Source organism: Acinetobacter halobius (assembly GCF_044130335.1).
Taxonomy (GTDB): domain Bacteria; phylum Pseudomonadota; class Gammaproteobacteria; order Pseudomonadales; family Moraxellaceae; genus Acinetobacter.
Map to the genome: position 1 here is coordinate 1 of NZ_JBIQOD010000008.1, position 26,754 is coordinate 26,754.

Genomic DNA, 26,754 nt, shown 5'->3' on the forward strand with positions numbered 1-26,754 from the left:
TAATTTTGAACAACTTCGAGTTTAAATGCTTGAGAATATTTAGCCATAAAAAGCACCCTCCAAATTAGACTAAAAGTGTCCAACTTTCGGGGTGCAGTTCACGAATGCAGGTTTTTTTATTCGATATGATTATTTAATCTTTGCATGTGCTTTTAAGTATTGCACATAATCTTCTGACTCTTGCTGACCGCGAAGCTGTTGATATAGCTTAGAAAGCTCCGCCAACTGTTCATCCGTCAACGCATTAGACGTCGTCTTGTTTACATTTGATACTGCGACTACGACCATTTCAGTCGGCAATAATGCTGTTGTTACAGACCATTGCCCAGCTTTTGGCGTCGCCTGGCTAAATGCTGCACGCTCAACTACACGAGGAAGACCTTGCGAACGAATAAACACTTGCGGCGCAGTAAACGTTAAACCACTCTTCGCAACAACTGATGCCGCTGGTTGAGTTTTAAAGTCTTTTAAACTTTGCGCAATCTTCGCTTTCGCCGCTTCATATGCTTTTTGTTGAACTAATTTTGCTTTCACGCGTGGAGTTGCTTCTTGAAGCGTTTGCACACCTGCCGCATGGTAATCACGTACTTTGACCCAGACAACATCACCATTTGTAAGTTGAATACTACTGGTCGCGTTACGGTCACCGTTTTTAACGTCATCGTTAAACAGTTTCACTTTTACTGCTGCATTGCTTAATACAGGATGCTGTGTAGAAAGCGTCATACCTTTGACAGTTTGAACTTGCACGCCTTTCACTTCTTGTGAAACCACATCCAAAGCATCAGAATCTACAACTTGCTCATTTAAACTATTTACAGTGTCTGAAAACGCATTGGCTGTTTTACTTTTTTGAACTTCAGCAGTAAGTCGTGCTTTTTCAGTTTCAAAAGATGGCAACTTCACAGCAGGTGTGTCAGTTTCAATGACATGATAACCAAATTCAGTTTTAACAGGTGCAGACACTTGACCGGATTTAAGTGATGTTACAGCTTGATCAAAAGCATCACCAAATGTACCTTTGTTATAGACTGCCAGTACACCACCATTAGACTTAGATGCCGTATCTTCAGAGTATTGAGCCGCTGCGGCTGTAAAGCTTGTGCCTGCTTTAATTTTTGCAACAACTTCTTCTGCACGCTTCTTCGCTTCAGCATCTGTACGCGTATCTACAGTAATTAAGATATGTTTCACCAAAGGTGCAACATTTTGCTTCTGTGCTTCAACAAACTGAGTATAAGCTTGTTGTAACTCAGTATCAGTGACTGGTGATGTCGTAGCAGGAACATTTGCAGGTGTTAACAACACATAGTCTACATCTACACTTGCTACTTGTTTAAATGCTGATGGATGTTGCTTGTAGTAGTTAGCAATTTCTTGAGCTGAAACACTGATGTTCTTTTTGTATTCATCAAGATTTACATTAGCAAACTGTACGGTACGCTGTTCTGTTTGCAAATTCGCAATCTGCTGAATATCTAATTTACTCACCAAAGCATAATCAGCAAAAGTAGAACGCATCATTTTTAATGCATGATCTTGGCGCAGATTTGCAACCAAAGCATCACTACTCATTCCAACAGATTGTAAATAGCTAGAATACCGTGTTTCAGAAAATTTTCCATTTTCTTGAAAACTTGGTTGCTGAGCGATCATCTGTTCAATTTGAGTATCACTAAGTGAAATGCCTAGCTTTTCCGCCTGTTGCAACAACAAGGTATTAGAGATCAGTTGATCCATTGCTTTATCTTTGATAAAGCTTTGATTCAATAAAGTTTCATCACCATTGGCATAAGCCAAGAACTGTTCTTTAAAAGACGCTGTTAGTGTTTCTAGTTCCTTTTCAGAAATATCTTGACCATTGACTGATTTTACAGCGTCTTTTGATCCGCTACTAAAATATCCTTCAATACCTACAAGTGCTAAAGGGGTCAAAAACAAAATGAGTAAGGCTTTGCCCAACCAACCCTTAATAACTTTACGAAAAGATTCCATAAGTATTCCAATATTTTATTTGCACGAGATTTTAACTGAAAAGTAGCAATGAATGAATGTGTTATCGTCACATTTTCTAATGTTTAATAAAAAACGCGCCGAAATGGCGCGTTTAGGATTTATTTAAAAGATTATGCAACAGAATCTTTTAAACCTTTTCCTGCTTTAAAGCTTGGTACTTTGCTTGCTTTAATTTCTAAAGTAGCACCAGTTTGTGGGTTACGGCCAGTACGTGCAGCACGTTCTTTCACATTGAAAGTACCAAAACCAACAAGTGTAACTGTATCACCAGACTTAAGCGCTTCAGTGATTGAAGCAATTGTAGCGTCTAAGGCCTTACCAGCATCAGTCTTAGACAAACCCCCTTTTTCTGCAATTGCATCAATTAATTCTGATTTATTCATGTGGATCGCGTCCTCTTAATATCGTTTATTTAAGGTCCAAGAGTTTAGTATAAATTACCGTAACGCCTTTATAGCAATGCTTTAGGTGAAAACGCAATACTCTGTATAGGCTTTTTTGGAAAATAAATCACAAAAAAACCTTGAAATTGCTACAAAAGCACAACCAGATCACTTTTTATTCACTTTTTCGTTTAACTTCTTATTTTCTTCAATCAAAACATCTATTTTTTCGTTAAGCTGAAGAATTAAGTTTTCCAAGTACTGGATATCTTTGACCGTAACTAAACCAATACGGTTCAAAGAATGATTTACACTCCGGTCTACGATCTTCTCAACCTTATCTTTAGTATCCGTAACCGATTCACGTGCCTTTTCAGATACTTTTTCAACTGTTTGATCTGCAATTTCAGTGGTTTTTGATTCTAGCTCCTCGCCTACTTGGACGAGTGAGTCAAACAATTTATTGCCTTCCTCTTCCGCACGTGAGAAAGCACCTAAACCAGCCAACCAAATTTGCTTAGTGTACTTTCTAAAATCTAAACTACTTTTACGGTGAAAATGATGCTTAGTTCTTGTTTTTTTTAATGTTTCATCTTCTTGCAAAATATCATCCAACGCTCTATCTGCTTTTTCCATTAGCACCATCTCCTGCATGATTTATGTGCAAAAACTTCCAAAAAATCTTATAGATTGCACTATACTAGCAAATATTGGACTTGATCGTTTTGCAAAACTGTTCTACAAAGCATCTTTATTACATTTTTTATTTTAAGTCTGAAGTTTTTGCGAGCAGGATGCTCATTTCAGGTCAGGATTTAGGTTACTACTTATGAGTGATTCTCAAAAAGAACACAATCAAACACATATGCTACTCACTATGCTAATGATTGTTCTTGAGACGATCTTTTCTCTTATTTTAAAACATGACCGTGTGGTTGCTCTACATTCAAAAAAGTTTGTTGAGCAAAATATTGCGATTAAAATTAACAGCTATTTACCTTACTTCGACATCTATATTACCTTTAGTGAACAAGGTATTTTATTTGATGCGAAAGCACCTGAAAAACCTGTCGATCTCGATGTGCGCACTACCCTAATGGATTTAATTAAAATTTTCGTTTTTGGAAATCGTCGCAGTATTAAAACCATGCGTATTGATGGCGACATCATACTCAAAGATGAGTTCAGAGATTTAATTTTACACTTTAGTGCCCCTAAAGTTTTAGCCGACTGGAAAAATTGGTTAACTGAACCAACTGATCCACAAAATGTGGTTGCATCAAAAAAACGTATTGCGCCACTTTTAGAAAAAATTGATGAGCAACGCTCTAAAATCAACACCCTACAAGTTGAAGTGAAACAATACAAAAACCGTATTCGTCGCATGGAGCAACGCCAAAAACGTATAAATGTCACATTTTTACTGTTTTCTATACTTTTGATTAGCTTATTGGTATATAATATTTGGCTTGCATAACTACATAATATTTCAAGCAAATTAAATACGCATAATCATTATTAAAAAAACTTGACTATTTTAGTCAGGATTCTTAAAATCGGCACATCTAGTCTAATCATGTGTATCGAATCATGCGCTTAACAACTCGCGGACGCTACGCAGTGACTGCTCTACTTGATTTAGCTTTGCAGCCAACTGAACAAACGATCACGCTTGCTGAAATTGCAGCTCGTCAAACTATCTCTGTTGCTTATCTTGAGCAGTTATTTGCGAAATTAAAGCGCCACGGCTTAGTTTCTAGCATTCGTGGTGCCAATGGTGGCTACCATTTAGCTCGTCGCGCTGATGAAATTACAGTATTAGCAGTTATTGAAGCTGTAAACGAAACAGTTGATGCCACTCGCTGTGACCATAAAGGCAACTGCCAAAATGGTGCAATGTGCTTAACTCACGATTTATGGCAAGAACTCTCCCATCACATTGCCGACTATCTCGCTAAAATCACTCTTGCTGACCTTGTAGCACGTGACAACGTCCAAAAAGTTGCCATTCGCCAAAACACAGCACCTTCAGATTCAGCCCTTTTATCGGTAACAGGTATTTGACATGAAACGTCCAATTTATCTTGATTATGCAGCAACAACTCCTGTAGACCCTCAAGTCGCTGAACGCATGATGGAATGTCTGACATTTGACGGCACATTTGGCAACCCAGCATCTCGCTCGCATGCTTACGGTTGGCAGGCAGAAGAAAAAGTAGAATATGCACGTGAACAAGTTGCGAACTTGATCAAAGCAGATCCACGCGAAATCGTTTGGACTTCTGGTGCTACTGAATCTGATAACCTTGCACTTAAAGGCGTAGCACAATTCTATGCGTCTAAAGGCAAGCACATTATTACCAGTAAAATTGAACACAAAGCTATTTTAGATACTTGCCGTGAGCTTGAGTCTGAAGGTTTTGAAATCACTTACCTTGAGCCACTACCAAACACGGGTTTAATTACCCCTGAAATGGTTGAAGCAGCTATTCGTCCAGATACCATTCTTGTTTCCCTAATGATGGTGAACAACGAAATTGGTACTGTGACTGATGTTGCAGCAATTGGTGAAATCACTCGTGCACACAAGATCTTCTTCCATGTCGATGCAGCTCAAGCCGCAGGTAAAGTTGAAATTGACCTTTCAACTATGAAAGTAGACCTAATGAGCTTCTCGGCTCACAAAATTTATGGCCCTAAAGGTATTGGCGCACTCTATGTACGTCGTACTCCACGCGTTCGCTTAAAAGCACAAATGCATGGTGGCGGTCATGAACGCGGTATGCGTTCTGGTACACTTGCAACACACCAAATCGTTGGTATGGGTGAAGCATTTGAACTTGCAGGTAAGAACTTAGCTTCGGAACAAGCACGCATTCGCGTACTTCGTGACAAGCTTTGGAATGGCTTACAAGACTTAGAACAAATTTTCTTAAACGGCCATCCAACACAAAACGTTGCAAACTACTTAAATGTCAGTTTCAACTTTGTTGAGGGTGAATCGTTAATGATGTCGTTGAAAGACGCTGCTGTATCTTCTGGTTCAGCATGTACTTCAGCAACATTAGAACCTTCTTATGTATTACGTGCATTAGGTTTGTCCGACGAACTTGCGCACAGCTCAATTCGTTTCAGTTTTGGTAAATACACCACTGAAGCAGACATTGACCACGTACTTACAGTAACACGCTCTGCGGTTGAGAAACTCCGTGAACTTTCTCCACTTTGGGACATGTACAAAGAAGGTATCGACCTTTCTACAGTTGAGTGGGCTGAACACTAATTTTATCCTTTGAAGTCATTCACATACTGGATGACTTCATTGAAAAATCAAGTTTTAACCCCATATTAAATATTAACGCTGACCCCGAGGTTTGGAGACGCATCATGGCTTATAGCGAAAAAGTAATTGATCATTACGAAAACCCTCGTAATGTTGGTGTATTAGATAAAAATGCGGAAAACGTTGGTACCGGTATGGTCGGTGCACCTGCATGTGGTGACGTAATGCGCTTACAGATCCAAGTGGATGACAACGGTGTGATTGAAGAAGCACGTTTCAAAACTTATGGATGTGGTTCTGCTATTGCATCAAGCTCTTTAGTGACTGAATGGCTAAAAGGCAAAACCTTAGATGAAGCTCAAGCGATCAAAAATATTGATATCGCAACTGAGCTTGCTCTTCCTCCAGTAAAAGTACACTGCTCTGTGCTGGCTGAAGACGCGATTAAAGCAGCGGTTGAAGACTACCGCAGCAAAAAATCTAAAGCTTAATTGCTTTGCATTTTAAAGAACGATTAACGGAGTTTTCATGATCCATTTAACTGAAAATGCTGCAACTCATATCAGCAATTATTTAAAAAATCGCGGTAAGGGTGAAGGTATTCGCGTTGGCGTGAAAACTTCAGGCTGTTCTGGTTTAGCTTATGTGCTCGAATTTGTTGATTCAATTGATGCACATGACACCACTTTTGAGCAGTTTGGGGTAAAGGTTTTTGTCGATCCAAAAAGCTTGGTTTATCTCGATGGTATGGAGATGGACTATGTGAAAAACGGTTTAAACGAAGGCTTTGAGTTTAATAACCCAAACAAAAAAGGTGAATGTGGTTGTGGTGAATCTTTCACTGTATAAATCAAACCACAGGTTTGCCTTTTAGACATTAAAACAGTGTGTATTACACTGTTTTAATTGCATTTACATAGCGTGTTTTTGCTTTTGCAAGCACTCCAAATTTAGCGCGGAACCCCCTTCCTATGAATCATTTTGAGTTGTTTAACCTCCCAGTAGCACTCGATATTGATTTAGCAGCTTTAAAAGCAGAGTTTTTAAAGTTGCAGCAACAATATCACCCAGATAAAGCCCTCGATAAAGATCAAGCCCTGATTAAATCAAGCGAGATCAATCAAGCATTTAAAGTTTTATCTCAGGTCGATAGCCGCGCAGGATATTTATTAGGTTTAAAAAAACAAGACTACCATCTTGATCAATCCATCAACGACTTTGAATTTCTTCAATCCGCATTAGAAATTCGCGAACAACTCGATGAAGCACGTTCAGCAGATGAATTACAATCACTCAAAATTGACGTTCAACAATGGATTGATGGTTTAGTTCGTGAATTCAAAATTGATTTTGAAGCTGAAGATTGGGCCGAAGCACGTGATGATGTCCGCAAACTTCGTTTCTTTGTCAAAGTCATGCATGATATAGACAAAGCTGAAGATCGTTTTGAAGATGACGATAACTTTGATTTAGATGATGAATTTTAACCTATTTTTAATTTTTGACGCTCAAAGGATGTAACTCATGGCTCTCTTGCAAATTGCAGAACCTGGACAATCAAGTGCGCCACATGAACACCGTATTGCCATTGGTATCGACTTAGGTACAACTCACTCTCTTGTTGCCACTGTCCTTTCAGGCAAAGCCAAAGTTTTACACGACGAACAAGGTCGTGTCTTGCTCCCTTCGATCGCACATTATGGTACAAACCAAATTCAGTATGGCGATGAAGCAAAACCCTTTTTGACTTCCGATCCTAAAAATACCATTGTTTCGGTCAAACGTTTTATGGGCCGTTCTAAAGCCGACATTAAGTTTCAACACCCCTACACTTTAGTGGGTGAAGATAATCAAATGCCCGCTTTTGAAACCTCACAGGGCCGCAAAACCCCTGTCGAAGTGTCCGCTGAAATTTTAAAGCAATTGAAAGATCGTGCTGAAGCAAGCTTAAAAAATGAAGTCAATGGTGCAGTGATTACCGTTCCGGCATACTTCGATGAAGCTCAGCGTCAAGCAACACGTGATGCCGCACAACTTGCAGGTTTAAACGTATTGCGTCTTTTAAATGAGCCTACTGCTGCTGCAGTTGCGTATGGTCTCGACCAAGACACCAATCTTGCACATGATCATAACTATGTAATTTATGACTTAGGTGGCGGTACGTTTGATGTTTCCATTCTACGCTTTTCACAAGGCGTGTTTGAGGTCTTAGCAACAGGTGGCCATACCGCATTAGGTGGTGATGATCTTGATCGTTTAATCGTAAAATGGGCGAAAAAAGAACTCAACATTGAGCAGTTCGATGATACTGAAAATGCACATGTTTTAGTTGCTGCGCGTAAAGCCAAAGAAGCTTTAACAAACGCAGAAAGCGTACATTTGCAGGTGCTAGAGCATAGCCTGACTCTTGATCGTACGACATTTGAAAGCATTATCAAAGTTGCTTTAGATAAGACGATTAGCGTGTGCAAACGCGTGCTCCGCGATGCCAAGCTTGAACTCAGTGACATTCAAAACGTAGTCTTGGTTGGTGGTTCAACACGTTCTTACGCTGTACAAAATGCTGTTCGTGAAGTGTTTGCTCAAGAACCATTGTGTACGATCAATCCAGATGAAGTTGTCGCAATTGGTGCATCAATTACTGCTAACCAGTTGATTGGCAATACAGCAGATGGGGCATTACTACTTGATGTCACCCCACTATCTCTCGGTCTTGAAACCATGGGGGGCTTGGTTGAGCGTCTTATTTCACGTAATACAGCCATTCCCGTTGCACGTCGTCAAGAGTTCACGACTTACCAAGATGGTCAGACTGCGATGCTGATCCACGTGGTTCAAGGCGAACGTGATTTGGTTGAACATTGTCGCAGCTTAGGTCGCTTCGTTCTTCGTGGTATTCCACCTATGACTGCAGGTCAAGCACGTATTGAAGTGACCTTCCAAGTAGATGCCGATGGCTTACTGACGGTTTCAGCTAAAGAAACAACCTCTGGCGTACATGCACAAATTGACATTAAGCCATCATATGGTTTGGCTGATAGCGATATGGAACGCTTACTGCTTGATGGTTACAAGTTTGCTGAAGAAGATAAAAACCTTCGCCACTTACAAGAAACCAAAGTGGAAGCCAAACGTGAACTTGAAGCTTTAGAACAAGCACTAAAAGTAGATGCACACCTACTCTCAAGTGAGCAGCAAGTTGCATTAAATGCAGCCAAAATTTCACTAGAGGCAACGCTTGAAACAACAGAAATCAAGGCCATTGAATCTGCTGTTGAACAGCTTAAAATACACAGTGATGCTTTTGCAGCAGCACGCATGAATCAGCATATCGATGCTGCGCTGAAAGGCACAAAACTCGACGACTGGTCAAACTCAAACTAATTTATAGGTAAAGACTATGCCACGTATTAAAGTTCTTCCACATGCGCAAATCTGCCCAGAAGGTGCTGAGTTTGAAGTCGAGCAAAATGCAAATCTTTGTGAAAGCTTACTCAAAAATGGAATCAAAATTGAACACGCATGTGATATGTCTGCTGCATGTACAACGTGTCATGTGGTGGTGCGAAAAGGTTTTGACAGCTTAGAAGAAATGAATGACATTGAAGCTGATTTACTAGATCGTGCTTGGGGCTTAGAGCCTGATTCTCGCTTATCTTGCCAAGTGAAGTTAGTAGATGAAGACTTAGAAGTTGAAATCCCGAAATACACCATTAACCATGCGTCTGAAAATCACTGATTTTTCAAGCATTAAAAAAGCCACTCATTTGTAGTGGCTTTTTTAATGCCTTTTGTTTTTACAAGCGTATCATCATTAATGGTATTCGTTTCTTTTAACGGTTTCAACGACCTCATCTTCAAGATTTAATTTCACAATACCTTGAGAATTCGTCATTTTTTGCTGCGTTTGAATACGTTGAATCATTTTTTCTAAAACTTGAATCAACTGCGGGTATTCAAAATTCTGCACCTCATCCAAATTCAGCAGTAAATGAAACCCTTTATATTCATAATCAAACCAGCGTTGGTAGTCTGATTTCTGAGATGTATATTTTTCAACTACTTGCCAAGTCTTCACAGCCCCTTTTATCCCTTTAAGGAAAATTGGTGCTTTCGGTGCACAAAGATAGTCATTTTTTACTAAATTATGCGTATCATCTGAAATTAAGATTTCATCCACTTGAGCTGCACTCTGTAAACGCGCTGCAAGGTTTGCATCACGCCCAACAATGGTATAAGCCATCCGATGTGATGCACCATAGTTTCCAACGTGACAATAACCCGTAGAAATACCCATACGAATGTGCAAAGGCGGATAACCCATTTTCACCCAACGCTCACGCAAAATTTTCATTTGCTGGCGCATTGCCATTGCCATTTCTAAGCAATTCTGCGCATCCCGCTCTACACCCTCAGAATTCGGATCACCAAAAAAGACTAAAATGGCATCCCCCATGAATTTATCAACAGTACCCTCGTATTGCTTCGCAATCTCGGTCATGTGTCTTAAATAGTCATTAAGCAGGAATGCCAAATCATCAGGAATTAAGCTTTCAGACAACTCTGTAAAACCTTGAATATCTGAAAAGAAAACCGTAAGTTTTTTACGTTTATATTCAATTTTCGCTTCAGACTCACCTTTCATAATTGACTGCCACAGTTGCACTGGAGCATAGCGGCTCAACTGATTCGCAAATTCCATGTAGCGATTCATTTGATCGTAATAGTGATTCTTGCGACGATATATATCCTGCATTTGGTTGCGCTGATAATAACTACCCACACCAAAATAAGTAATCAGACACAAAAAACCCAATACGGTCAGCTCGGTACTGGTCGCTTCAAAATATTCACCAAAACCAAAGATAAAGATCAGAGATAAATAAAAAACAACAACACCAATCAGACTCGCCAAAGAAATCATGAGAAATGAAACTTTGTTGCTAATGGCGGTATAAAGCAGTGCAAAAATAGACAAAAAAGTGAGTACGATATTCAGATGAATTGCTGCCAAAATAATTGAAGTGACAACAATATCAATCACAAACATCACACTACGTCGTACATCAGTGTCAAAGCGATAGCCTAACCACCGTGAAAATGGTGGTGTAAACAACAATACAACCAATAACAATAATGGGACATAAATTTGATAATGCGTATCCGCCATCGTGTAGTGATAAACGATAGTCAATAGCGACAACATGCTATACCCCATCACTCGATGGAAGTATTCAAATTGTTTGGGTTCTTTAGATATCCAATCGTCTAATGGCACTGATTGTTCCCCATGATGCGCACGATCAAATCATCCCTGATTTGATTTCCACGTGAATTAGTCCATACGCCAATCAAACGGCATATCACCTTGTCCACGTAATGCAAGCATTAAAGTCTGGCGCATATGTGCAAGGACTTCATTGCTATAAGGAACAGCTGGAGTACCCCAAACTGGTTTTGGCCATGCAACATCGTTTTGATAACGAACCACATGGTGGAAATGAAGCTGTGGCACCATGTTACCCAAAGCAGCAACATTCATTTTATCAGCTCGAAATACGCGAGCTAATTGGCTTGACAACCAACTTGACTCACGTAAAAACTGTTCTTGGTCGGCTTGGCTGAGTTCATATAACTCAGTGATACCTGGCACGCGTGGAATTAAAATTAGCCACGGAAATTGCATATCATTCATTAAGCGACATGTTGAAAGTGGAAAGTCGCCTACAAAAAACGTATCTTGAGCAAGTTGTGGATGCAAACTAAACATATCTTTATAAATGATGCAAATTAGAATAATGGCTAATACTATCACATCCAATCGGAGGTGAATATTATAAGCAATGTGTTTCAATACAAATAAAATACGTTTTACTTTGAACTACATCACATTTATCACTTTAATAAATTTCATCAAAAAATCAAGTATTTCTTTTTGTCGTGCAAACACCTACGAAATACCTGATATCTGTATGAAATAACAGCAAATTAGAGCTACTAATTAATGCAATTCTTTAAGTAAATTTGCTAATAAGTCATTGATAAACTGAATTCGCTTTTCATACTCTTCCAACATCACCATAACCTTTAAGCGCTGACCGCCCTCCATTCTAAAAAAGGTCGGGTGTTTTTGCATCATTTGAATAATACTGATGGCCTGTACAGGTGTATCAGGTGAGAATTCAATAGCTCCTCCATTGCCCGAAATATCGACTTTCGTGATCCCTAATGTTTCAGCTTTTAGGCGAATCTGATGAACAGCAAAGAGTTGCTTCACAGGCTGCGGCGGTATACCAAAACGATCAATCAGCTCCATGCGAATATTATCAAGCTTTTCCTGACTATCTGTATTACTAATCCGCTTATAGAACAATAAACGCTGATGCACATCTCCTAAATATTCATCTGGAATCAAGGCTGGCATATGTAAATTGATTTCTGCGGTCAGTGATAGTGGCGCATCGAAATTTGGCGTTTTCCCTTTTTGAATAGCTTTAGTCGCCTTCTCAAGCATTTCCATATACAAGCTATAACCAATGGCTTGCATTGATCCACTTTGTTGCTCACCGAGTAACTCACCAGCCCCACGAATTTCTAAATCTTCCGTCGCCAACATGAAACCTGCTCCAAGGGTTGAGGCCCGCTGAATGGCATCTAAACGCTTTTCAGCATCGCCTTTCAATCCTTTAATGGATGGCACCAGTAAATATGCATAGGCTTGATGGTGCGAACGCCCAACACGTCCACGCAGTTGATGCAACTGTGCAAGCCCCAGTTTATCAGCACGTTCAATCAAGATAGTATTGGCATTTGGGACATCAATCCCTGTTTCAATAATGGTTGAGCAAACCAATACATTATATTCTTTATGATAGAACTGCTGCATGACTTGCTCTAACTCGCGTTCGCGCATTTGCCCATGTGCAACAGCAACACGTGCTTCAGGAACCAACTCTCGGAGACTTTCAGCCGCGCGCTCAATGGTTTCTACTTCATTGTGCAAGAAGTAAACCTGCCCACCACGTAGTAATTCACGCAAGATAGCTTCTTTGACAGCATCACCCGTATGCTCTTGTACAAAGGTTTTGACCGCTAAACGTCGTGCAGGTGGCGTTGCAATAATTGAAAGATCTCGCATACCACTAAACGCCATGTTTAAAGTACGCGGAATTGGTGTTGCGGTAAGGGTTAACATATCCACATCGGCACGCATCGCCTTGATCCGTTCTTTATCACGCACCCCAAACCGATGCTCTTCATCCACAATCATAAGACCTAAATCTTTAAACTGGACGCTTTCTTGCAAGATTTTATGCGTACCAATCACAATATCAACTTTGCCTTCTGCCAGATCTTCGATCGTTTTAGTATGGCTCTTACTACTACCAAAACGAGATAAAACTTCTATACGAATAGGCCAATCCGCAAAACGGTCTTTAAACGACTCATAATGCTGTTGAGCCAACAAAGTTGTTGGAACCAAAACCGCAACTTGCTTATTGTTTTGTACTGCTAAAAAAGCAGCCCGCATTGCCACTTCAGTTTTACCAAAGCCCACATCACCACAGACCAAACGATCCATTGGTTTCGCCTGTTGCATGTCATATAAAGTCGCCTCAATCGCATTAGCCTGATCTAGCGTTTCTTCATAGGCAAAGCCACTGGAAAACTGCATATATTGGCCATGATCAAGCTCAAAGCCAAAACCAGGTTTGGCTTGACGACGTGCTTGAATGTGTAACAATTCTGCCGCCACATCATGAATTTGCTCGAGTGCTTTACGCTTCGCTTTGCTCCAAGCATCTGTACCCAACTTATGTAAGGGTGCCAAGTCTGGGTCACCACCACTATAGCGACTAATCAAATGCAGATTAGTCACAGGAACATAAACTTTGGCAGCATCGGCATAGTCAAGCTGCAAGAACTCATAGTCCTGATCATCAATACTTAAAGTGACTAAACCTGCATAACGTCCTACACCATAGTCAATATGTACAACTGGCGCACCCATACTCAACTCAGTCAAACTGCGAATGAGAAACTCTTCAGAAACCTCTTGTTGACGCTTACGCCGACGTTGCACCACACGGTGTTCATACAACTGGTTTTCTGAGATAACACTCAGCGTATTTTTTAAGACCAAACCACGTTCTAATGGTGCATTGGTAATGGCAATAGCATGTAAAGACTTTTGAAACTCAGCAAAATTTTCGACATTAGGAATTTCTCCCAATGTTGCGCGCAATGCATCTTTTAAAGTTTCACGACGCCCTGCGCTTTCAGCAACCAGTAATACGGGATGATTTGCTGTATCAATATACTGTTTCACCGCATGAAAAGGTTTTTCACTTTTTGGGTCGACGGGTAAACGAGGTGGAAGTTCAGTCTTTAAATTCACCACCCCCGCTTTTAAGTCGAAAATATCGCCTGAGGCAATAATGCGTGGAAAGGTATTGAGCTGTTCTAAAATTTGATTGGTTGAAATAAAAAGTTGTTCAGGTGGCAAAATGGGCTGATCAATATTGTGTCTACGGTCCTGATAGCGACGATCAACCTCTTTCCAAAAACTATCTAAACCATCATCAACCTGTTTATCTGTAATGACAATGGAATGACTAGGTAAGTATGAAAGTAGTGTACTTTGAGCTTGCATCTGCTCCGCACTAAAAAAAAGTGGGAAATAGAACTCAATCCCTGGTGATGCAATCCCTTCTAACACATCTTGATAAATTGGGTTCTTCTTAGGGTTCGCCGTTGGAAACATCTCCGCATAACGATCACGGAATACACTACGCGCTTCTTTCAGCGGAAACTCTTTCGCAGGTAAGACAGAGAATTGTTTTAAGTTTTCCGTGGTGCGCTGTGTTTCCGGATCAAAAAATTTAAGAGTTTCAATTTCATCATCAAATAAATCTATGCGAATTGGTGCCGCTTGACCTGAGGCATAGATATCCATAATGCTACCGCGAACTGCAAATTCACCATGGTCGTATACTGTGTCGACCAAATGATAGCCTGCTTGAATCAAACGTTTCTTTTGCTGTTCCAATTCAAACTTTTGACCGACACGGATATCAAAATGCTCACCTAAAACCCACGAAGTCGGTGCCACACGTTGTGCCAAGGTCGAAGCCGAAATCAATAAGACACCCGTTAGTGGCATATTGGATAAAATCGCGAGACGCTCAGACACGATATCTTGATGAGGAGATAACCGGTCATAAGGCAGAATTTCCCAATCAGGAAAAATCGTCGGTCGGATGCCGTAAAACTCAAACTCACTTTCGAGTTGCGCCAAATGTTGGTTATTTTTTGCAACAACCACAAAAAGTTTTTTATTCTGTGTATTGAGCGTTTGAATAAATAGCGCAACAGATGAGCCGAGCAGATTTCCGAGCCATCTTTTTTCGCCCGCTTTTAGTTGTTGCACATTCAGTTGGGAGATTTCTTCTTGGAACATGGGCATTGCTTAAGCACCTAAAAACATGCGTCATATACTAGCACGATGTCCTAAAGCCGCACGTTATTTTTCGCTACAAAACACCCTCTTACACGTAGCCAAGCCCCTTTCATCACTCAATTTTATGCCATTTAAATGTTCTATTTTTTATCGCGAATAAACTGATAATAATAGTCGCTCAGGAGTTTAATGATGTGCTTTAACTCGGTTAAGTTTTCAAGATTATTACCCAAGCGAGCAACAAAGCGCCCACTGGCTATTTCCAAATCAATTTTTTCATTCATCAACATCGCACTATAAAAAAGTGCATTGAGGTCATCAAACTGACTGATTCGACGATTTGAGAAATACGCTAAGCGTTCAGCATGTATATCATTGATCACAACACCCTCAATAATAAATCCATTCTGTTCATCATATTCAATCTGATGCTGCTGCAAAAACAGTTGTTCTGGTGCATCTTTCTTTCGTTTCAACAAATTGGTTAGTTTAGTGAGCATATCAATCTAATCATCTTTCTCTCTGCATATTGTAGTTCTAACCAGGCTAGATTGTTAGCCAGTCTTAGCTTAAATGTATAAAAGCAACCGATTGGCTGCTTTTATACATTTCTAAGGCTATAAATGTTTAACTGACTTGTGCCAAAGGAACGACTGTAGGCGTCACTTCAGTCACCAAGTTTTCAAATGAGAAGATTTGATCCAACTGATCTTGTGTCAGTAGCTCTTGCTCCAATACCACCTGTTGAATGGTTTTATTTTCAGCAATACACTGTTTCCCAATTTCGTCACATTTCGCATGACCTAAAATTGGATCAAGTAAAGTCACAATGCCAACACTACGCATAACTGCGTCATAGCATACTTGTTCATTGGCTTGAATGCCTTGAATACATTTAGTGTCTAATGCAGCAATACCATTTCTAAGCAATTCAATTGACTCATGAATACTCTGCGAAATAACAGGCTCCATTACATTCAACTGTAACTGACCTGCTTCTGCCGCCATGGTCACAGTTAAATCATTACCAATTACTTTAAACGCGATTTGGTTCACCACTTCAGGAATCACAGGATTGACTTTTGCAGGCATGATAGATGAACCAGCCTGTAGTTCTGGTAAACGAATTTCAGCCAAACCGGTACGTGGACCAGAACTGAGTAAGCGTAAGTCATTACAGATTTTCGAGAGCTTCACCGCCAAACGTTTTAAGGTGCTCGATAAGATAATAAACACACCACAGTCACTGGTTGCTTCAACATAATCTTCCGCACCAATTAAGTTAAGACCCGTCAGCTCTTTCAAGGCCTGAACCACTTCAACTGCATAACCCTGTGGTGTATTCACCCCGGTACCAATTGCAGTTGCACCCAAGTTCACTTCTAATAAAAGCTCACGTGTACGTTCAATTAAACGTAAGTCTTCCTTTAATAAAGTTGCAAAGGCACGAAACTCTTGCCCCAAAGTCATCGGCACAGCATCTTGCAACTGGGTACGCCCCATCTTTAAGACATATTGAAACTCAACTGCTTTGCCTTGCAAAGAATGAATTAAATTTTGGATCTGTATAAATAAGTCATCCAAACTGTAATACGTTGCTAAACGTAGCGCCGTTGGGTACACATCATTGGTCGATTGTGATTTATTTACATGGTCATTTGGATGAATAACGTCGTATTTACCTTTAGGAAGTGATAAGTGCTCCAATGCAAGATTGGCCAACACTTCGTTGGTATTCATATTAATCGACGTGCCTGCTCCACCTTGATAAACATCTAAAGGAAAAGCATGCGTCCAGCTTTCAGGAGTTTGGATTAATTGATCACATGCAATATCAATAGCCTGAGCAATTTCGGGAGAGATTTTGCCAAATTTACAGTTGCTTTGCGCTGAGGCTTTTTTAACTTGCGCCAAAGCACGGATAAAATGAAGTTGAGTTCCTACTTTCTGATTAGAAATTTGAAAGTTTTCTAAAGCACGTAAAGTATGAATGCCATAGTAGCAATCCATTGGAACTTCCTTCGCTCCCAATAAATCACGTTCTATTCTTGTTTGATCGACTTGAACCGTAGTCACTGCCTAGTACTCACTTAGATGCACAGAATTAGTGCAATAATGAAATACTAGTCTTTTCGATATGTTTCATTGCTGTAAATATATTTCATAAATGAAATATTTTATATTTGAATGTTTGCTTTATGTATTAATTGTAACATCTCGTAATTAAAATAAGCTTTAAATGATAATTAAGCCAATGATTTCATAAAATGAAAAATATAATTTTTGTACAACTTGCACAAACTAAAACTAAGCAACAAACAAATAAAATATTTTCAATAAGTTATAAGACAATTTTAAAAAACAATTAATATTTACATAAAATACACAAAAATATCTCACAACTGTTACAGAGTGTAATTTTATTTTCATGATTGAATCGCCCTCTCAAACAAAGCGATTAAAAAATCTCCCATCTCGGATTTTTTGCCAAGGAATGCCTATGAGTCAAATTAACCCCACCCTCGTCACGTTTTTAGTTTATATCTTTGCCATGGTTGCTATTGGCCTCTATGCATACAAATCTACCAGCAACTTTGATGACTACATCTTAGGTGGTCGTAGTTTAGGAAGTGTCGTTACTGCCCTTTCTGCTGGTGCATCAGACATGAGTGGTTGGTTACTCATGGGCTTACCAGGTGCAATTTATCTATCAGGTTTATCTGAGGCATGGATTGCAGTCGGTCTGATTATTGGTGCCTGGCTGAACTGGTTATTGGTTGCAGGACGTTTACGTGTGCACACTGAAATCCAGAATAATGCACTTACACTACCCGATTACTTTACTGGTCGTTTTGCAGACCGTAAACGTATCTTACGTATGATTTCTGCGGTTGTAATTTTAGTTTTCTTCGCCATTTACTGTGCTTCAGGTATGGTTGCTGGCTCTCGCCTGTTTGAAAGTATCTTTGGTTGGGATTACACCACTGCACTTTGGATTAGCGCGATCGCGACTATCAGTTATGTTTGTATTGGTGGCTTCCTCGCAATCAGCTGGACAGACACATTCCAAGCAGGTTTAATGATTTTTGCGTTACTATTGACCCCAATCATGACTTACCTTGCGATTGATGGTAATGCAGCTGAATTCACGATTTTACTCGAAACTGCTCGTCCACAAGCGATGCATATTTTCTCTGAGTTGAGTACGGTTGCCGTTCTATCATCCTTAGCTTGGGGCTTAGGCTATTTCGGTCAGCCACACATTCTTGTCCGCTTCATGGCAGCAGATTCTGTGAAAACAATTCCAGCTGCACGTCGTATTGGTATGACGTGGATGATTTTATGTCTAGGTGGTGCGGTAGGAGCAGGTTTTATTGCCATTGCGTACTTCCAACAGCACCCTGAACTCGCCGCAGTGGTTTCTCAAAACCCTGAAACTGTGTTCATGGAACTAACTAAAATCTTATTCAATCCATGGGTTGCAGGTATTGTTCTGGCCGCAATTTTAGCCGCAGTAATGAGTACGTTAAGCTGTCAGTTACTGGTATGTTCTACCACATTGACTGAAGATTTATACAAAGCATTTATCCGCAAAACAGCATCTCAAAAGGAGCTGGTTTGGGTGGGTCGTTTCATGGTGCTTGCTGTTGCAGTTCTTGCAATTTGTTTAGCAAGCAACCCTGACAGTAAAGTTCTAGGCCTTGTGGCTTATGCATGGGCAGGTTTTGGCGCGGCATTTGGTCCACTCATTATCTTGTCTTTGTTCTGGAAGCGTATGACCTTGAATGGTGCTATTGCAGGTATTCTTGTAGGTGCCGTGACTGTTATTCTGTGGAAAAATACTATGGGGCATCTTGGCCTATATGAAATCATACCAGGCTTCATCTTCTCTTGGATCAGTATTGTGGTTGTAAGCTTGTTGGGCAAAGCGCCTGAAGCTGAAATGGTTCAACGCTTTGAAAAAGCAGATGCACTCTATAAACAAGCAATGGCTGAAATGAAAGAAGAGTCTGCACAACGTTAATGTAACGCTTGGAATGGCAAAAATTAAGGGGCTTTTAAGCCCCTTATTTACATTTCGTACACTCAATCATTTCGACTGCGGTTTATATTTCAGCTGAATACGTGAACTTTCTTTGATGACTTCCATGACTGGATAACTGCGCGTTTCTTTCACACCCGGCAACTGCCATAACACTTGACCTGATATTTTACGAAATTCGTCCATACTGGCACAGCGAATCTTCACCACAAAGTCAAAACCGCCACTGGTCATGTGACATTCCACAATTTCATCGTGTTGTAATACCGCATGGCGAAAATCATCTAAAACATTCGGTGTCGTCTTATCCAAAAGAATTTCAACAAACACCACAAAACTGGCATTCAGCATGTTTGGATTTAAACGCGCTTCATAACTTAAAATAAAACCTTCCTTAGTTAATTTTTGCACCCGAGCCAAAGCCGCCGTGGCAGATAGGTTCACCTCCTCGGCGAGTTTAATGTTCGATATCTTTCCATCTCTCTGAAGAATATCCAATATTTTGATATCTGTTCGGTCCAAACCAATAATTGGGCTCGTCATCTGAATTAATCTCTAAATAGCATACAAATTATAGTGAGTTATTCGGCATTCTTTCTGTAATCATAAATTAATTACTATAGATCTCTCAACACATTATTGTATGCACAGGATGTAGGCATGAATATGATGGAAAGCAACGCGCATTTCAACGAATCTCAAACACCATTTGAATATATTACCGAATTCAAAGAAAAAAATGAGTTTGAGGTTGAAATCAACACCGCTTGGCGACGTGCCGAAACTGAGTGTGTTCAAAACTTATTAGACCACAGCAAAATTTCTGATGAAATGAATCAACGCATTCACGAACTTGCGTTTGATTTGGCTCATACTTTACGTGAACGTAAAAGCGGCAGCGGTAAAGCGGGTATTGTACAAGGACTCTTACAAGAATTTGCACTGTCTTCTCAAGAAGGCATCGCACTGATGTGTTTAGCTGAAGCATTACTTCGTATTCCAGACATGGCAACACGTGACTTGTTGATTAAGGACAAAATCAACCAAGGCAACTGGAAAGAGCACGTTGGTCAAAGTAACTTAATGTTTGTCAATGCAGCAGCATGGGGCTTGATGCTCACTGGCAAGTTGATGGAAACACCAAAGCAAAATAGCCTATCAGGCACTTTAACAGGCTTATTGGCACGTAGTGGTCGTGGCATCATCCGTAAAGCAGTTGATGTGGCAATGCGCATGATGGGCGAACAGTTTGTCACTGGCGAAACCATTGGTGAAGCATTGCAACATGCTGAACGTCTTGAAGAAAAAGGTTTTCGCTATTCATACGACATGCTGGGTGAAGCGGCACTGACCGACCACGATGCTGATCGTTATATGAAAGACTATACCGATGCCATTCATGCCATTGGTCAAGCGTCAAAAGACAAAGATGTCTATGACGGCCCAGGTATTTCAATTAAATTATCTGCTCTACACCCGCGTTACCAACGTGCCCAAATTGCACGTGTGCATGACGAACTTTATGGCAAAGTCTTTACTCTTGCTAAATTGGCACGCGGTTATAACATCGGTTTAAATATTGATGCAGAGGAGTCTGAGCGTTTAGAAATTTCTTTAGAAATGCTCGAACGCCTATGCTTTGAACCAGAACTCAAAGACTGGAAAGGCATTGGTTTCGTTATCCAAGCCTACCAAAAACGTTGTTTCTACGTGGTTGACTACATCGTAGATTTGGCTAAACGTAGCGAAAAACGCTTAATGATCCGTTTAGTGAAAGGCGCGTACTGGGATAGCGAAATTAAGAAAGCGCAAATCGAAGGCATGACCGACTATCCCGTATTTACCCGTAAAGTACATACAGACTTATCTTACATTGCCTGCGCAAAGAAATTATTGGCTGCGCCAGAACAAATCTACCCACAGTTTGCAACGCATAATGCTCAGACTTTAGCAACCATTTATGAAATGGCGAATCCTGAGCAATATTATGTAGGTCAGTATGAGTTCCAATGCTTACATGGCATGGGTGAACCCCTTTATGAACAAGTCGTCGGTGAAAAGCTAGATAAAAAACTGGGTGTCCCATGTCGTATTTATGCACCTGTCGGCAACCATGAAACACTATTGGCTTATCTTGTCCGTCGTTTACTTGAGAATGGTGCAAACACCTCTTTTGTAAATCGTATTGCAGACAAGTCACTCGCGATTGATGATTTGATTGAAAATCCAACGCAAACCATTCTAAGCAGTGCAAAACGTGAAAATGTTGTCGGTCAAAAACACCTTTCCATTCCACTGCCTGCTGAGCTTTATGGTCAACTGCGTGCAAACTCTAAAGGTTTAGACCTTGCAAATGACACGGAGTTAACCCAGCTCAATCAAACAGCTCAACAGTTTTCACAACAGCAATGGTTTGCTGCACCTATGGGTGAGCAAATCCAGACAGATGAAACAGTTGTAAAGCAAAGTATTGTTAACCCAGCACGTCACTCAGATGTTGTCGGTTATGTACAAGAAGCAACAACTGAACAAGTTGAGCAAGCATTAAATAATGCACAGGCTGTTCAAGACATTTGGGCACGTACGGCTAAAGACACCCGTGCAAGTTACCTACTTCGTGCTGCTGACTTAATGGAAGCTCGCCTAGAAGAACTGATGATTTTACTGTGCCGTGAAAGTGGTAAAACCTATGCCAATGCCATTGCAGAAGTTCGTGAAGCTGTAGATTTCTTACGCTACTACGCAACGCAAATGATTGATCTAGATGCGAATGCAGAGGTTGAGCCTTTAGGCACGATGCTGTGTATTAGCCCATGGAACTTCCCATTGGCCATCTTCACAGGTCAAGTCGCTGCCGCATTGGTTACGGGGAATACCGTGATTGCTAAACCAGCTGAACAAACACCATTGATTGCAGCTCAAGCGATTCAAATCTTATGGCAAGCAGGTGTGCCTCAAGCTGCTGTACAACTGATGCCGGGTCGTGGTGAAACTGTAGGTGCACAGCTCAGTGCATCAGAACAGGTTCAAGGCATCATGTTCACAGGCTCGACTGAAGTTGCCAAAATTTTGCAAAAAACTGTGGCGAAGCGTCTGAGCAAAAATGGTGAAAGCATTCCACTGATTGCTGAAACAGGCGGTCAAAATGCTATGATCGTTGACTCATCAGCACTGACTGAGCAAGTTGTACTTGATGTCGTTAGCTCAGCTTATGACAGCGCAGGTCAACGTTGTTCTGCCCTTCGCGTACTGTGTGTACAAGAAGACAATGCCGATACTGTGATTCAAATGCTTAAAGGCGCAATGCAGCAACTTCAAGTAGGCAACCCATATCTACTCAAAACTGATATTGGTCCTGTGATTGATGCTGAAGCGCAAGAAAATATCCAAAAGCACATCGAAAAAATGCGTCAAAAAGGTCATCGCGTACACCAGTTGATGCGTAATGATACTCAAGACTCTGAACTAGATGCAGGCACGTTCATTACACCAACACTCATTGAGCTGCCAAATCTCAATGATTTAGAGCGCGAAGTGTTTGGTCCTGTGCTGCACGTGATTCGCTTTAACCAAGGTTCACTCAAACAGTTACTTGAGCACATCAACAGCAAAGGCTATGGCCTGACGATGGGTCTACATACCCGTATTGATGAAACCATTCAAACTGTGATGACGCATGCTGAAGTAGGTAACCTCTACATCAACCGTAACATCGTAGGAGCAGTTGTTGGTGTACAACCGTTTGGTGGTGAAGGTTTATCGGGTACAGGCCCTAAAGCGGGTGGTCCAATTTATCTATATCGCCTAATGCAAAACTGTTCTGCGAAAAAGTTGAATAAGCCATTTGCAACAGGTGCTGATTTGAACCCTCAGGTCGAGTTCAGCAACTCTGCATTATTCCTTGAGTGGGCAGCTAAAACATTCCCTGCAGTAAAATTGGCAAAAATTGAGAACTTCTGTTCAGGCCATCATTACGAGTTGCAAGGCCCAACAGGTGAAAGTAACCAATACATGGTGATCCCACGTCATGCAGTCTTGTCATTAGCTGAACAAGAAGCGGATCAACTACAACAGTTGAATGCGATTTTTGTAGTTGGTAGCCGTCCTGCAGTACTCGCAGATAACAACTTTGTGTTAAAGCACATGCCAAGCATGCCTAAAGCATTGGCTCAAGCGTTCCATGTCATCAAAGACATCAAAACTGGTGCATTTGATGCGGTATTGCACCATGGTACGACAGCACAACTTTTAGCTCTGCAACAGCAAATAGCTGAACGTCAAGGTGCGATTGTCGGTATTACCCACCTTAGCCCATCACAAACTGCGATTCCTTTGGAACGTTTTGTGATTGAGCGCGCGATCAGTGTCAACACTGCAGCTGCTGGTGGAAATGCAAGTCTGATGACTTTGAACTAAACCCAATTTAAACCTGTAGTCCGCATTCGGGTTACAGGTTTTTACCGTGTTTCCTCTATTGCCAAGTCAACATCTCCTAGTCTGTTTACTTGGCATTTTTTATGCGACTTCGTTTGACTCAATCTGTTCGAAAATTTCCGATATAACAATACATCAATCCACCTGTAGCATGAATAAACTCCACGCTTTTGCTGAATATCTTTAGGCTAATTCGGCAAACTTTGTTACCATCTCTTTTTTCAATATGTTTGCGATTTTTACTGCATATGACTTCTTCTTATCAACAACAACTTGACGCCAAAATTGAACGAATTACAGCTCAATTTGCTGAATTCACCCCACCTTCGCTTGAAGTTTTTCAATCTTCTGAAAAAAACTTTCGCATGCGTGCAGAATTCCGTATTTGGCATACCGAAGATGATATGTTTTATGCCATGTTTGAACGCGATGAAGACAATCAGAAAAAAGTCATTCGTATTGATGACTTCCCAATCGCGGATGCCAGTATTAATCAGCTCATGCCTGTTTTATTGGCAGAATTAAAAAGCAATGATCTCCTCTCAAAACGCTTATTTGAAGTGCATTTTTTAGCGACCTTAAAAGGTGAAATGCTGGTTTCGCTGATTTATCGCTGCCCACTCAATGAACAATGGCAGGTTTTAGCTAAGCAACTCGCAGAAAAATTAAATATTAAGTTGATTGGTCGTAGCCGTGGTCAAAAAGTGGTACTTACTGATGAATTTGTGGTGGAAGAACTGCAAGTTTTTGAGCGTAAATATCAGTACAAACAAATTGAAAGCAGTTTTACTCAGCCCAATGCGCAAGTCTGCCAAAAAATGCTCGAATGGGCCTGTAATGCTGCACAACAGTCGCACAAAGATTTGTTAGAACTTTACTGTGGCAATGGTAACTTCACCCTACCGCTTTCAACCCGTTTCAACCGTGTCTTAGCCACTGAACTGGCTAAGTCCTCAGTGTATGCCGCACAGTGGAATATCGAACAAAATAAAATCGACAATATCCAAGTCGCACGCTTGTCAGCAGAAGACTTCACCCAAGCTTATAACGGTGAACGTGAATTCCGTCGCTTACAAGAAGCAAATATCGACATGAGTAGTTATGAGTTCGATACTGTGTTTGTTGACCCACCGCGTGCGGGTATTGATGATGAAACATTAAAGTTGATTCAACGTTTTGAGCGCATCATTTATATTTCGTGTAACCCTGACACCTTGTATGACAACTTAAAAACACTCAGCCAAACCCATAAAATTTCAAAGTTTGCGATGTTTGACCAGTTCCCGTATACGCATCATGTTGAAGCAGGAATTCTGCTCGAAAAAATCTAAACAATTTGTTGCAAAATATGCAACTTCAAAAATGAAGCTGTCACAGGCTTCATTTTTATTTATTCTTAGAAAATAGTAATTTACATAAAATACAAGAGTTTTCCCTGTCATAATAACGTTAACTTATGAAACTATAATCGGAATTTTTGGATACTGATTGTTGCTTTTATCTCTTTGCCCATCTTGCATTATTCTCTAGATTGGTTATATTTCACCCTATGTTAGGTTGTTAATGAAGTGTCTATGAGTTTTTGGCAAAAGCTGTTTTCAGATGAACAGCAAAACGAGCATAAAAATCAAATTGCTTGTGTTGAAAATGACTGCTCTTGTAAAACCAACGAACAACTTCTCGAAAAGCTGAAAGTAGCAACGGATGAAGATGTGATTGTTGGTATTAAAAAAGTTTTGGCTTCGCGTGGCTATAGCCGTAGGGAGTTAAATGAACTTCAGCATCGACCTCTACAATAGTAGAGTTTCTGAATATTCACCAAGAAGGCATTTAGATTAATCTGAATGCCTTTTTTAATGCCGACACATATAACTCCCCCCCTAAGAAGATTGAACAAGTGCAAAACAATTCACTTTTGCGACTAAAAATCACACAAAGCCTTAAATTTTTGCTACCTTACAGGCTCAATATAAAAATCAATAATGTTTCAAAATTAAAGGTTTAAGCAATGAAAAAATTACTCATGATTAGTGCAAGTATCATCCTTTTGTCTTTGACCGCGTGCAGCAAAATGCCGAAGGCCTGTATTGAGTCATGGGAAAAGATGGAAAAACTTGGAAAACAAATGGGTTTAGCTGAAGAACAACTCAAAGAACAAAAGAAGAAATTTGAAGAGGAAATCAAAACAATGAACGAAGAAGAAGCAACGCGGATGTGTAGTACTCAAAATTCACTTTTAGGCTTGGTTGGTCAGTAATCCGCTCTATTGCTAAAAAGAAAATGACATAGAAAAAAAGCCGTATTATTTGAATACGGCTTTTTGATTCATTATTTAAATACCTTGAAGCGCACCGCATCGTCCACAAAGCCTTTTTCTTTAGCTTCACCCTCAACTGAACCAAAGACTAATTGTGCGCGTAATTTCCAACTGGCAGGCACACTCCATTCAGCATGGACTTCTTCATCCACAATTGGATTATAATGTTGTAAAGATGCACCTAGACCCAAGGTATGTAACGCAGTCCACGTTGAAAACTGAGCCATAGCTGTAGAGTGCTCTGCCCAAATAGGAAAGTTCTCAGCATAAGATGGAAATTGCTCTTGTAAGCTCTGAATGACATCTAGATCTTCAAAAAATAAAACTGTTCCCACACCTGCTGCAAAACTAGCCATTTTAGCGGTTGTTTTAGCTGCACTTTCTTCGTCTTTAGCATAAGACTTCAGTTTTTCAGCCACAAAAGTCCAGAATTTTTCATGCTCCGCATTGAACAAAATCACAGCTCGAGATGACTGCGAGTTAAAAGATGATGGGCTTTGTTTAATAGCTGTTTGGATCAAATCAGTTAAAAATTCAGAACTGTGCTCAACTTTTTTACCAATAGCATAAATAGTACGACGTTTTGTAATTAAGTCGATGAACTGATTTGACATGTATTAAAATCCTTGTGGTTCTATTCAAAAAAAATTCATAGCAAATTTAAACATTAGTCTGCCATGAATGATGACCTAATGTATCAAGCAAAATTAATTCCAATATTTGACCAAATAATAAAATTTAATGCTTTAGATGTAGTTTAAATGCTTTGTGTTTACCACAAATACATAGTTCTGCTATCCATATAAAAAATCCTCCAAA

23 protein-coding genes are annotated in these 26,754 nt (G+C 40.2%); 13 read left to right on the forward strand and 10 right to left on the reverse strand.

Features of this window, described 5'->3' with window-relative positions; translation table 11 throughout:
• Positions 1-129: 129 nt before the first annotated feature.
• From ACE01U_RS08560 to ACE01U_RS08570, 3 genes are all read right to left on the reverse strand, one after another.
• Positions 130-1,995 carry a SurA N-terminal domain-containing protein gene (locus tag ACE01U_RS08560; RefSeq protein ID WP_395579206.1) on the reverse strand — a complete coding sequence of 622 codons (1,866 nt, stop codon included), beginning with the start codon at positions 1,993-1,995 and terminating at the stop codon, positions 130-132.
• Positions 1,996-2,126: 131 nt separating this feature from the next.
• Positions 2,127-2,399 carry an HU family DNA-binding protein gene (locus tag ACE01U_RS08565; protein WP_004697018.1) on the reverse strand — a complete coding sequence of 91 codons (273 nt, stop codon included), beginning with the start codon at positions 2,397-2,399 and terminating at the stop codon, positions 2,127-2,129.
• A 168-nt stretch (positions 2,400-2,567) separates the two neighbouring features.
• Entirely contained in the window at positions 2,568-3,035 is a 468-nt protein-coding gene (locus ACE01U_RS08570) for a phasin family protein (protein WP_086209204.1), read from the reverse strand.
• 193 nt (positions 3,036-3,228) lie between these two features.
• On the opposite strand from ACE01U_RS08570, the gene ACE01U_RS08575 reads away from it, so the two are divergent.
• The 8 genes from ACE01U_RS08575 (at position 3,229) to fdx (ending at position 9,421) form a co-directional block, all read left to right on the forward strand.
• Entirely contained in the window at positions 3,229-3,876 is a 648-nt protein-coding gene (locus tag ACE01U_RS08575) for a hypothetical protein (RefSeq protein WP_151706632.1), read from the forward strand.
• Positions 3,877-3,989: 113 nt separating this feature from the next.
• On the forward strand, positions 3,990-4,463 hold the full coding sequence (locus tag ACE01U_RS08580) for an Rrf2 family transcriptional regulator (RefSeq protein ID WP_004697011.1): 474 nt from the start codon (positions 3,990-3,992) through the stop codon (positions 4,461-4,463).
• 1 nt (position 4,464) lies between these two features.
• On the forward strand, positions 4,465-5,682 hold the full coding sequence (locus tag ACE01U_RS08585) for an IscS subfamily cysteine desulfurase (RefSeq protein WP_086209206.1): 1,218 nt from the start codon (positions 4,465-4,467) through the stop codon (positions 5,680-5,682).
• A 104-nt stretch (positions 5,683-5,786) separates the two neighbouring features.
• Positions 5,787-6,173 carry a Fe-S cluster assembly scaffold IscU gene (gene iscU, locus ACE01U_RS08590; RefSeq protein WP_086209207.1) on the forward strand — a complete coding sequence of 129 codons (387 nt, stop codon included), beginning with the start codon at positions 5,787-5,789 and terminating at the stop codon, positions 6,171-6,173.
• Positions 6,174-6,210: 37 nt separating this feature from the next.
• Positions 6,211-6,531 (forward strand): iron-sulfur cluster assembly protein IscA, encoded by a 321-nt coding sequence (gene iscA / locus ACE01U_RS08595; protein WP_086209208.1) that lies wholly within the window; start codon positions 6,211-6,213, stop codon positions 6,529-6,531.
• A 122-nt stretch (positions 6,532-6,653) separates the two neighbouring features.
• Entirely contained in the window at positions 6,654-7,169 is a 516-nt protein-coding gene (gene hscB, locus ACE01U_RS08600) for a Fe-S protein assembly co-chaperone HscB (protein ID WP_086209209.1), read from the forward strand.
• Between the two features lie 37 nt (positions 7,170-7,206).
• Entirely contained in the window at positions 7,207-9,066 is a 1,860-nt protein-coding gene (hscA, locus tag ACE01U_RS08605; protein ID WP_395579207.1) for a Fe-S protein assembly chaperone HscA, read from the forward strand.
• 16 nt (positions 9,067-9,082) lie between these two features.
• Positions 9,083-9,421: an ISC system 2Fe-2S type ferredoxin gene (gene fdx, locus ACE01U_RS08610; RefSeq protein WP_086209211.1), complete on the forward strand. Its 339-nt coding sequence runs from the start codon at positions 9,083-9,085 to the stop codon at positions 9,419-9,421.
• Positions 9,422-9,496: 75 nt separating this feature from the next.
• On the opposite strand, the gene ACE01U_RS08615 is transcribed toward fdx, so the two are convergent.
• The 5 genes from ACE01U_RS08615 to aspA all read right to left on the reverse strand — a co-directional run bounded on the left by ACE01U_RS08615 (position 9,497) and on the right by aspA (position 17,218).
• Positions 9,497-10,960: an adenylate/guanylate cyclase domain-containing protein gene (locus ACE01U_RS08615; protein WP_291375310.1), complete on the reverse strand. Its 1,464-nt coding sequence runs from the start codon at positions 10,958-10,960 to the stop codon at positions 9,497-9,499.
• Positions 10,961-11,017: 57 nt separating this feature from the next.
• Positions 11,018-11,452 (reverse strand): HIT domain-containing protein, encoded by a 435-nt coding sequence (locus ACE01U_RS08620; RefSeq protein WP_004696995.1) that lies wholly within the window; start codon positions 11,450-11,452, stop codon positions 11,018-11,020.
• 231 nt (positions 11,453-11,683) lie between these two features.
• Positions 11,684-15,142, reverse strand: coding sequence for a transcription-repair coupling factor (gene mfd / locus ACE01U_RS08625; protein ID WP_395579208.1), 3,459 nt, complete (start codon positions 15,140-15,142; stop codon positions 11,684-11,686).
• 140 nt (positions 15,143-15,282) lie between these two features.
• Positions 15,283-15,642 (reverse strand): hypothetical protein, encoded by a 360-nt coding sequence (locus ACE01U_RS08630; protein WP_171494530.1) that lies wholly within the window; start codon positions 15,640-15,642, stop codon positions 15,283-15,285.
• Between the two features lie 127 nt (positions 15,643-15,769).
• The gene (gene aspA, locus ACE01U_RS08635; RefSeq protein WP_086209214.1) at positions 15,770-17,218 is read right to left on the reverse strand and encodes an aspartate ammonia-lyase; all 1,449 of its coding nucleotides are present in this window, start codon (positions 17,216-17,218) and stop codon (positions 15,770-15,772) included.
• A 424-nt stretch (positions 17,219-17,642) separates the two neighbouring features.
• On the opposite strand from aspA, the gene putP reads away from it, so the two are divergent.
• Positions 17,643-19,166, forward strand: a complete 1,524-nt coding sequence (putP, locus tag ACE01U_RS08640) for a sodium/proline symporter PutP (protein ID WP_086209215.1) — start codon at positions 17,643-17,645, stop codon at positions 19,164-19,166.
• A gap of 66 nt (positions 19,167-19,232) precedes the next feature.
• On the opposite strand, the gene ACE01U_RS08645 is transcribed toward putP, so the two are convergent.
• On the reverse strand, positions 19,233-19,727 hold the full coding sequence (locus ACE01U_RS08645; RefSeq protein ID WP_151706626.1) for an Lrp/AsnC ligand binding domain-containing protein: 495 nt from the start codon (positions 19,725-19,727) through the stop codon (positions 19,233-19,235).
• A gap of 117 nt (positions 19,728-19,844) precedes the next feature.
• Here ACE01U_RS08645 and putA point away from each other — a divergent pair, with 117 nt between their 5' ends.
• The 4 genes from putA to ACE01U_RS08665 all read left to right on the forward strand — a co-directional run bounded on the left by putA (position 19,845) and on the right by ACE01U_RS08665 (position 25,875).
• On the forward strand, positions 19,845-23,600 hold the full coding sequence (gene putA / locus ACE01U_RS08650; protein ID WP_395579209.1) for a trifunctional transcriptional regulator/proline dehydrogenase/L-glutamate gamma-semialdehyde dehydrogenase: 3,756 nt from the start codon (positions 19,845-19,847) through the stop codon (positions 23,598-23,600).
• Positions 23,601-23,866: 266 nt separating this feature from the next.
• Complete coding sequence (trmA, locus tag ACE01U_RS08655) at positions 23,867-24,949, forward strand: tRNA (uridine(54)-C5)-methyltransferase TrmA (protein WP_395579210.1); 1,083 nt, start codon at positions 23,867-23,869, stop codon at positions 24,947-24,949.
• A gap of 243 nt (positions 24,950-25,192) precedes the next feature.
• Positions 25,193-25,417 carry a hypothetical protein gene (locus ACE01U_RS08660; protein WP_151706623.1) on the forward strand — a complete coding sequence of 75 codons (225 nt, stop codon included), beginning with the start codon at positions 25,193-25,195 and terminating at the stop codon, positions 25,415-25,417.
• Positions 25,418-25,626: 209 nt separating this feature from the next.
• Complete coding sequence (locus ACE01U_RS08665) at positions 25,627-25,875, forward strand: hypothetical protein (protein WP_151706622.1); 249 nt, start codon at positions 25,627-25,629, stop codon at positions 25,873-25,875.
• Between the two features lie 71 nt (positions 25,876-25,946).
• Here the strand turns inward: ACE01U_RS08665 and ACE01U_RS08670 are convergent, their stop codons facing one another.
• The gene (locus ACE01U_RS08670) at positions 25,947-26,549 is read right to left on the reverse strand and encodes a nitroreductase family protein (protein WP_395579211.1); all 603 of its coding nucleotides are present in this window, start codon (positions 26,547-26,549) and stop codon (positions 25,947-25,949) included.
• Positions 26,550-26,754: the final 205 nt, after the last annotated feature.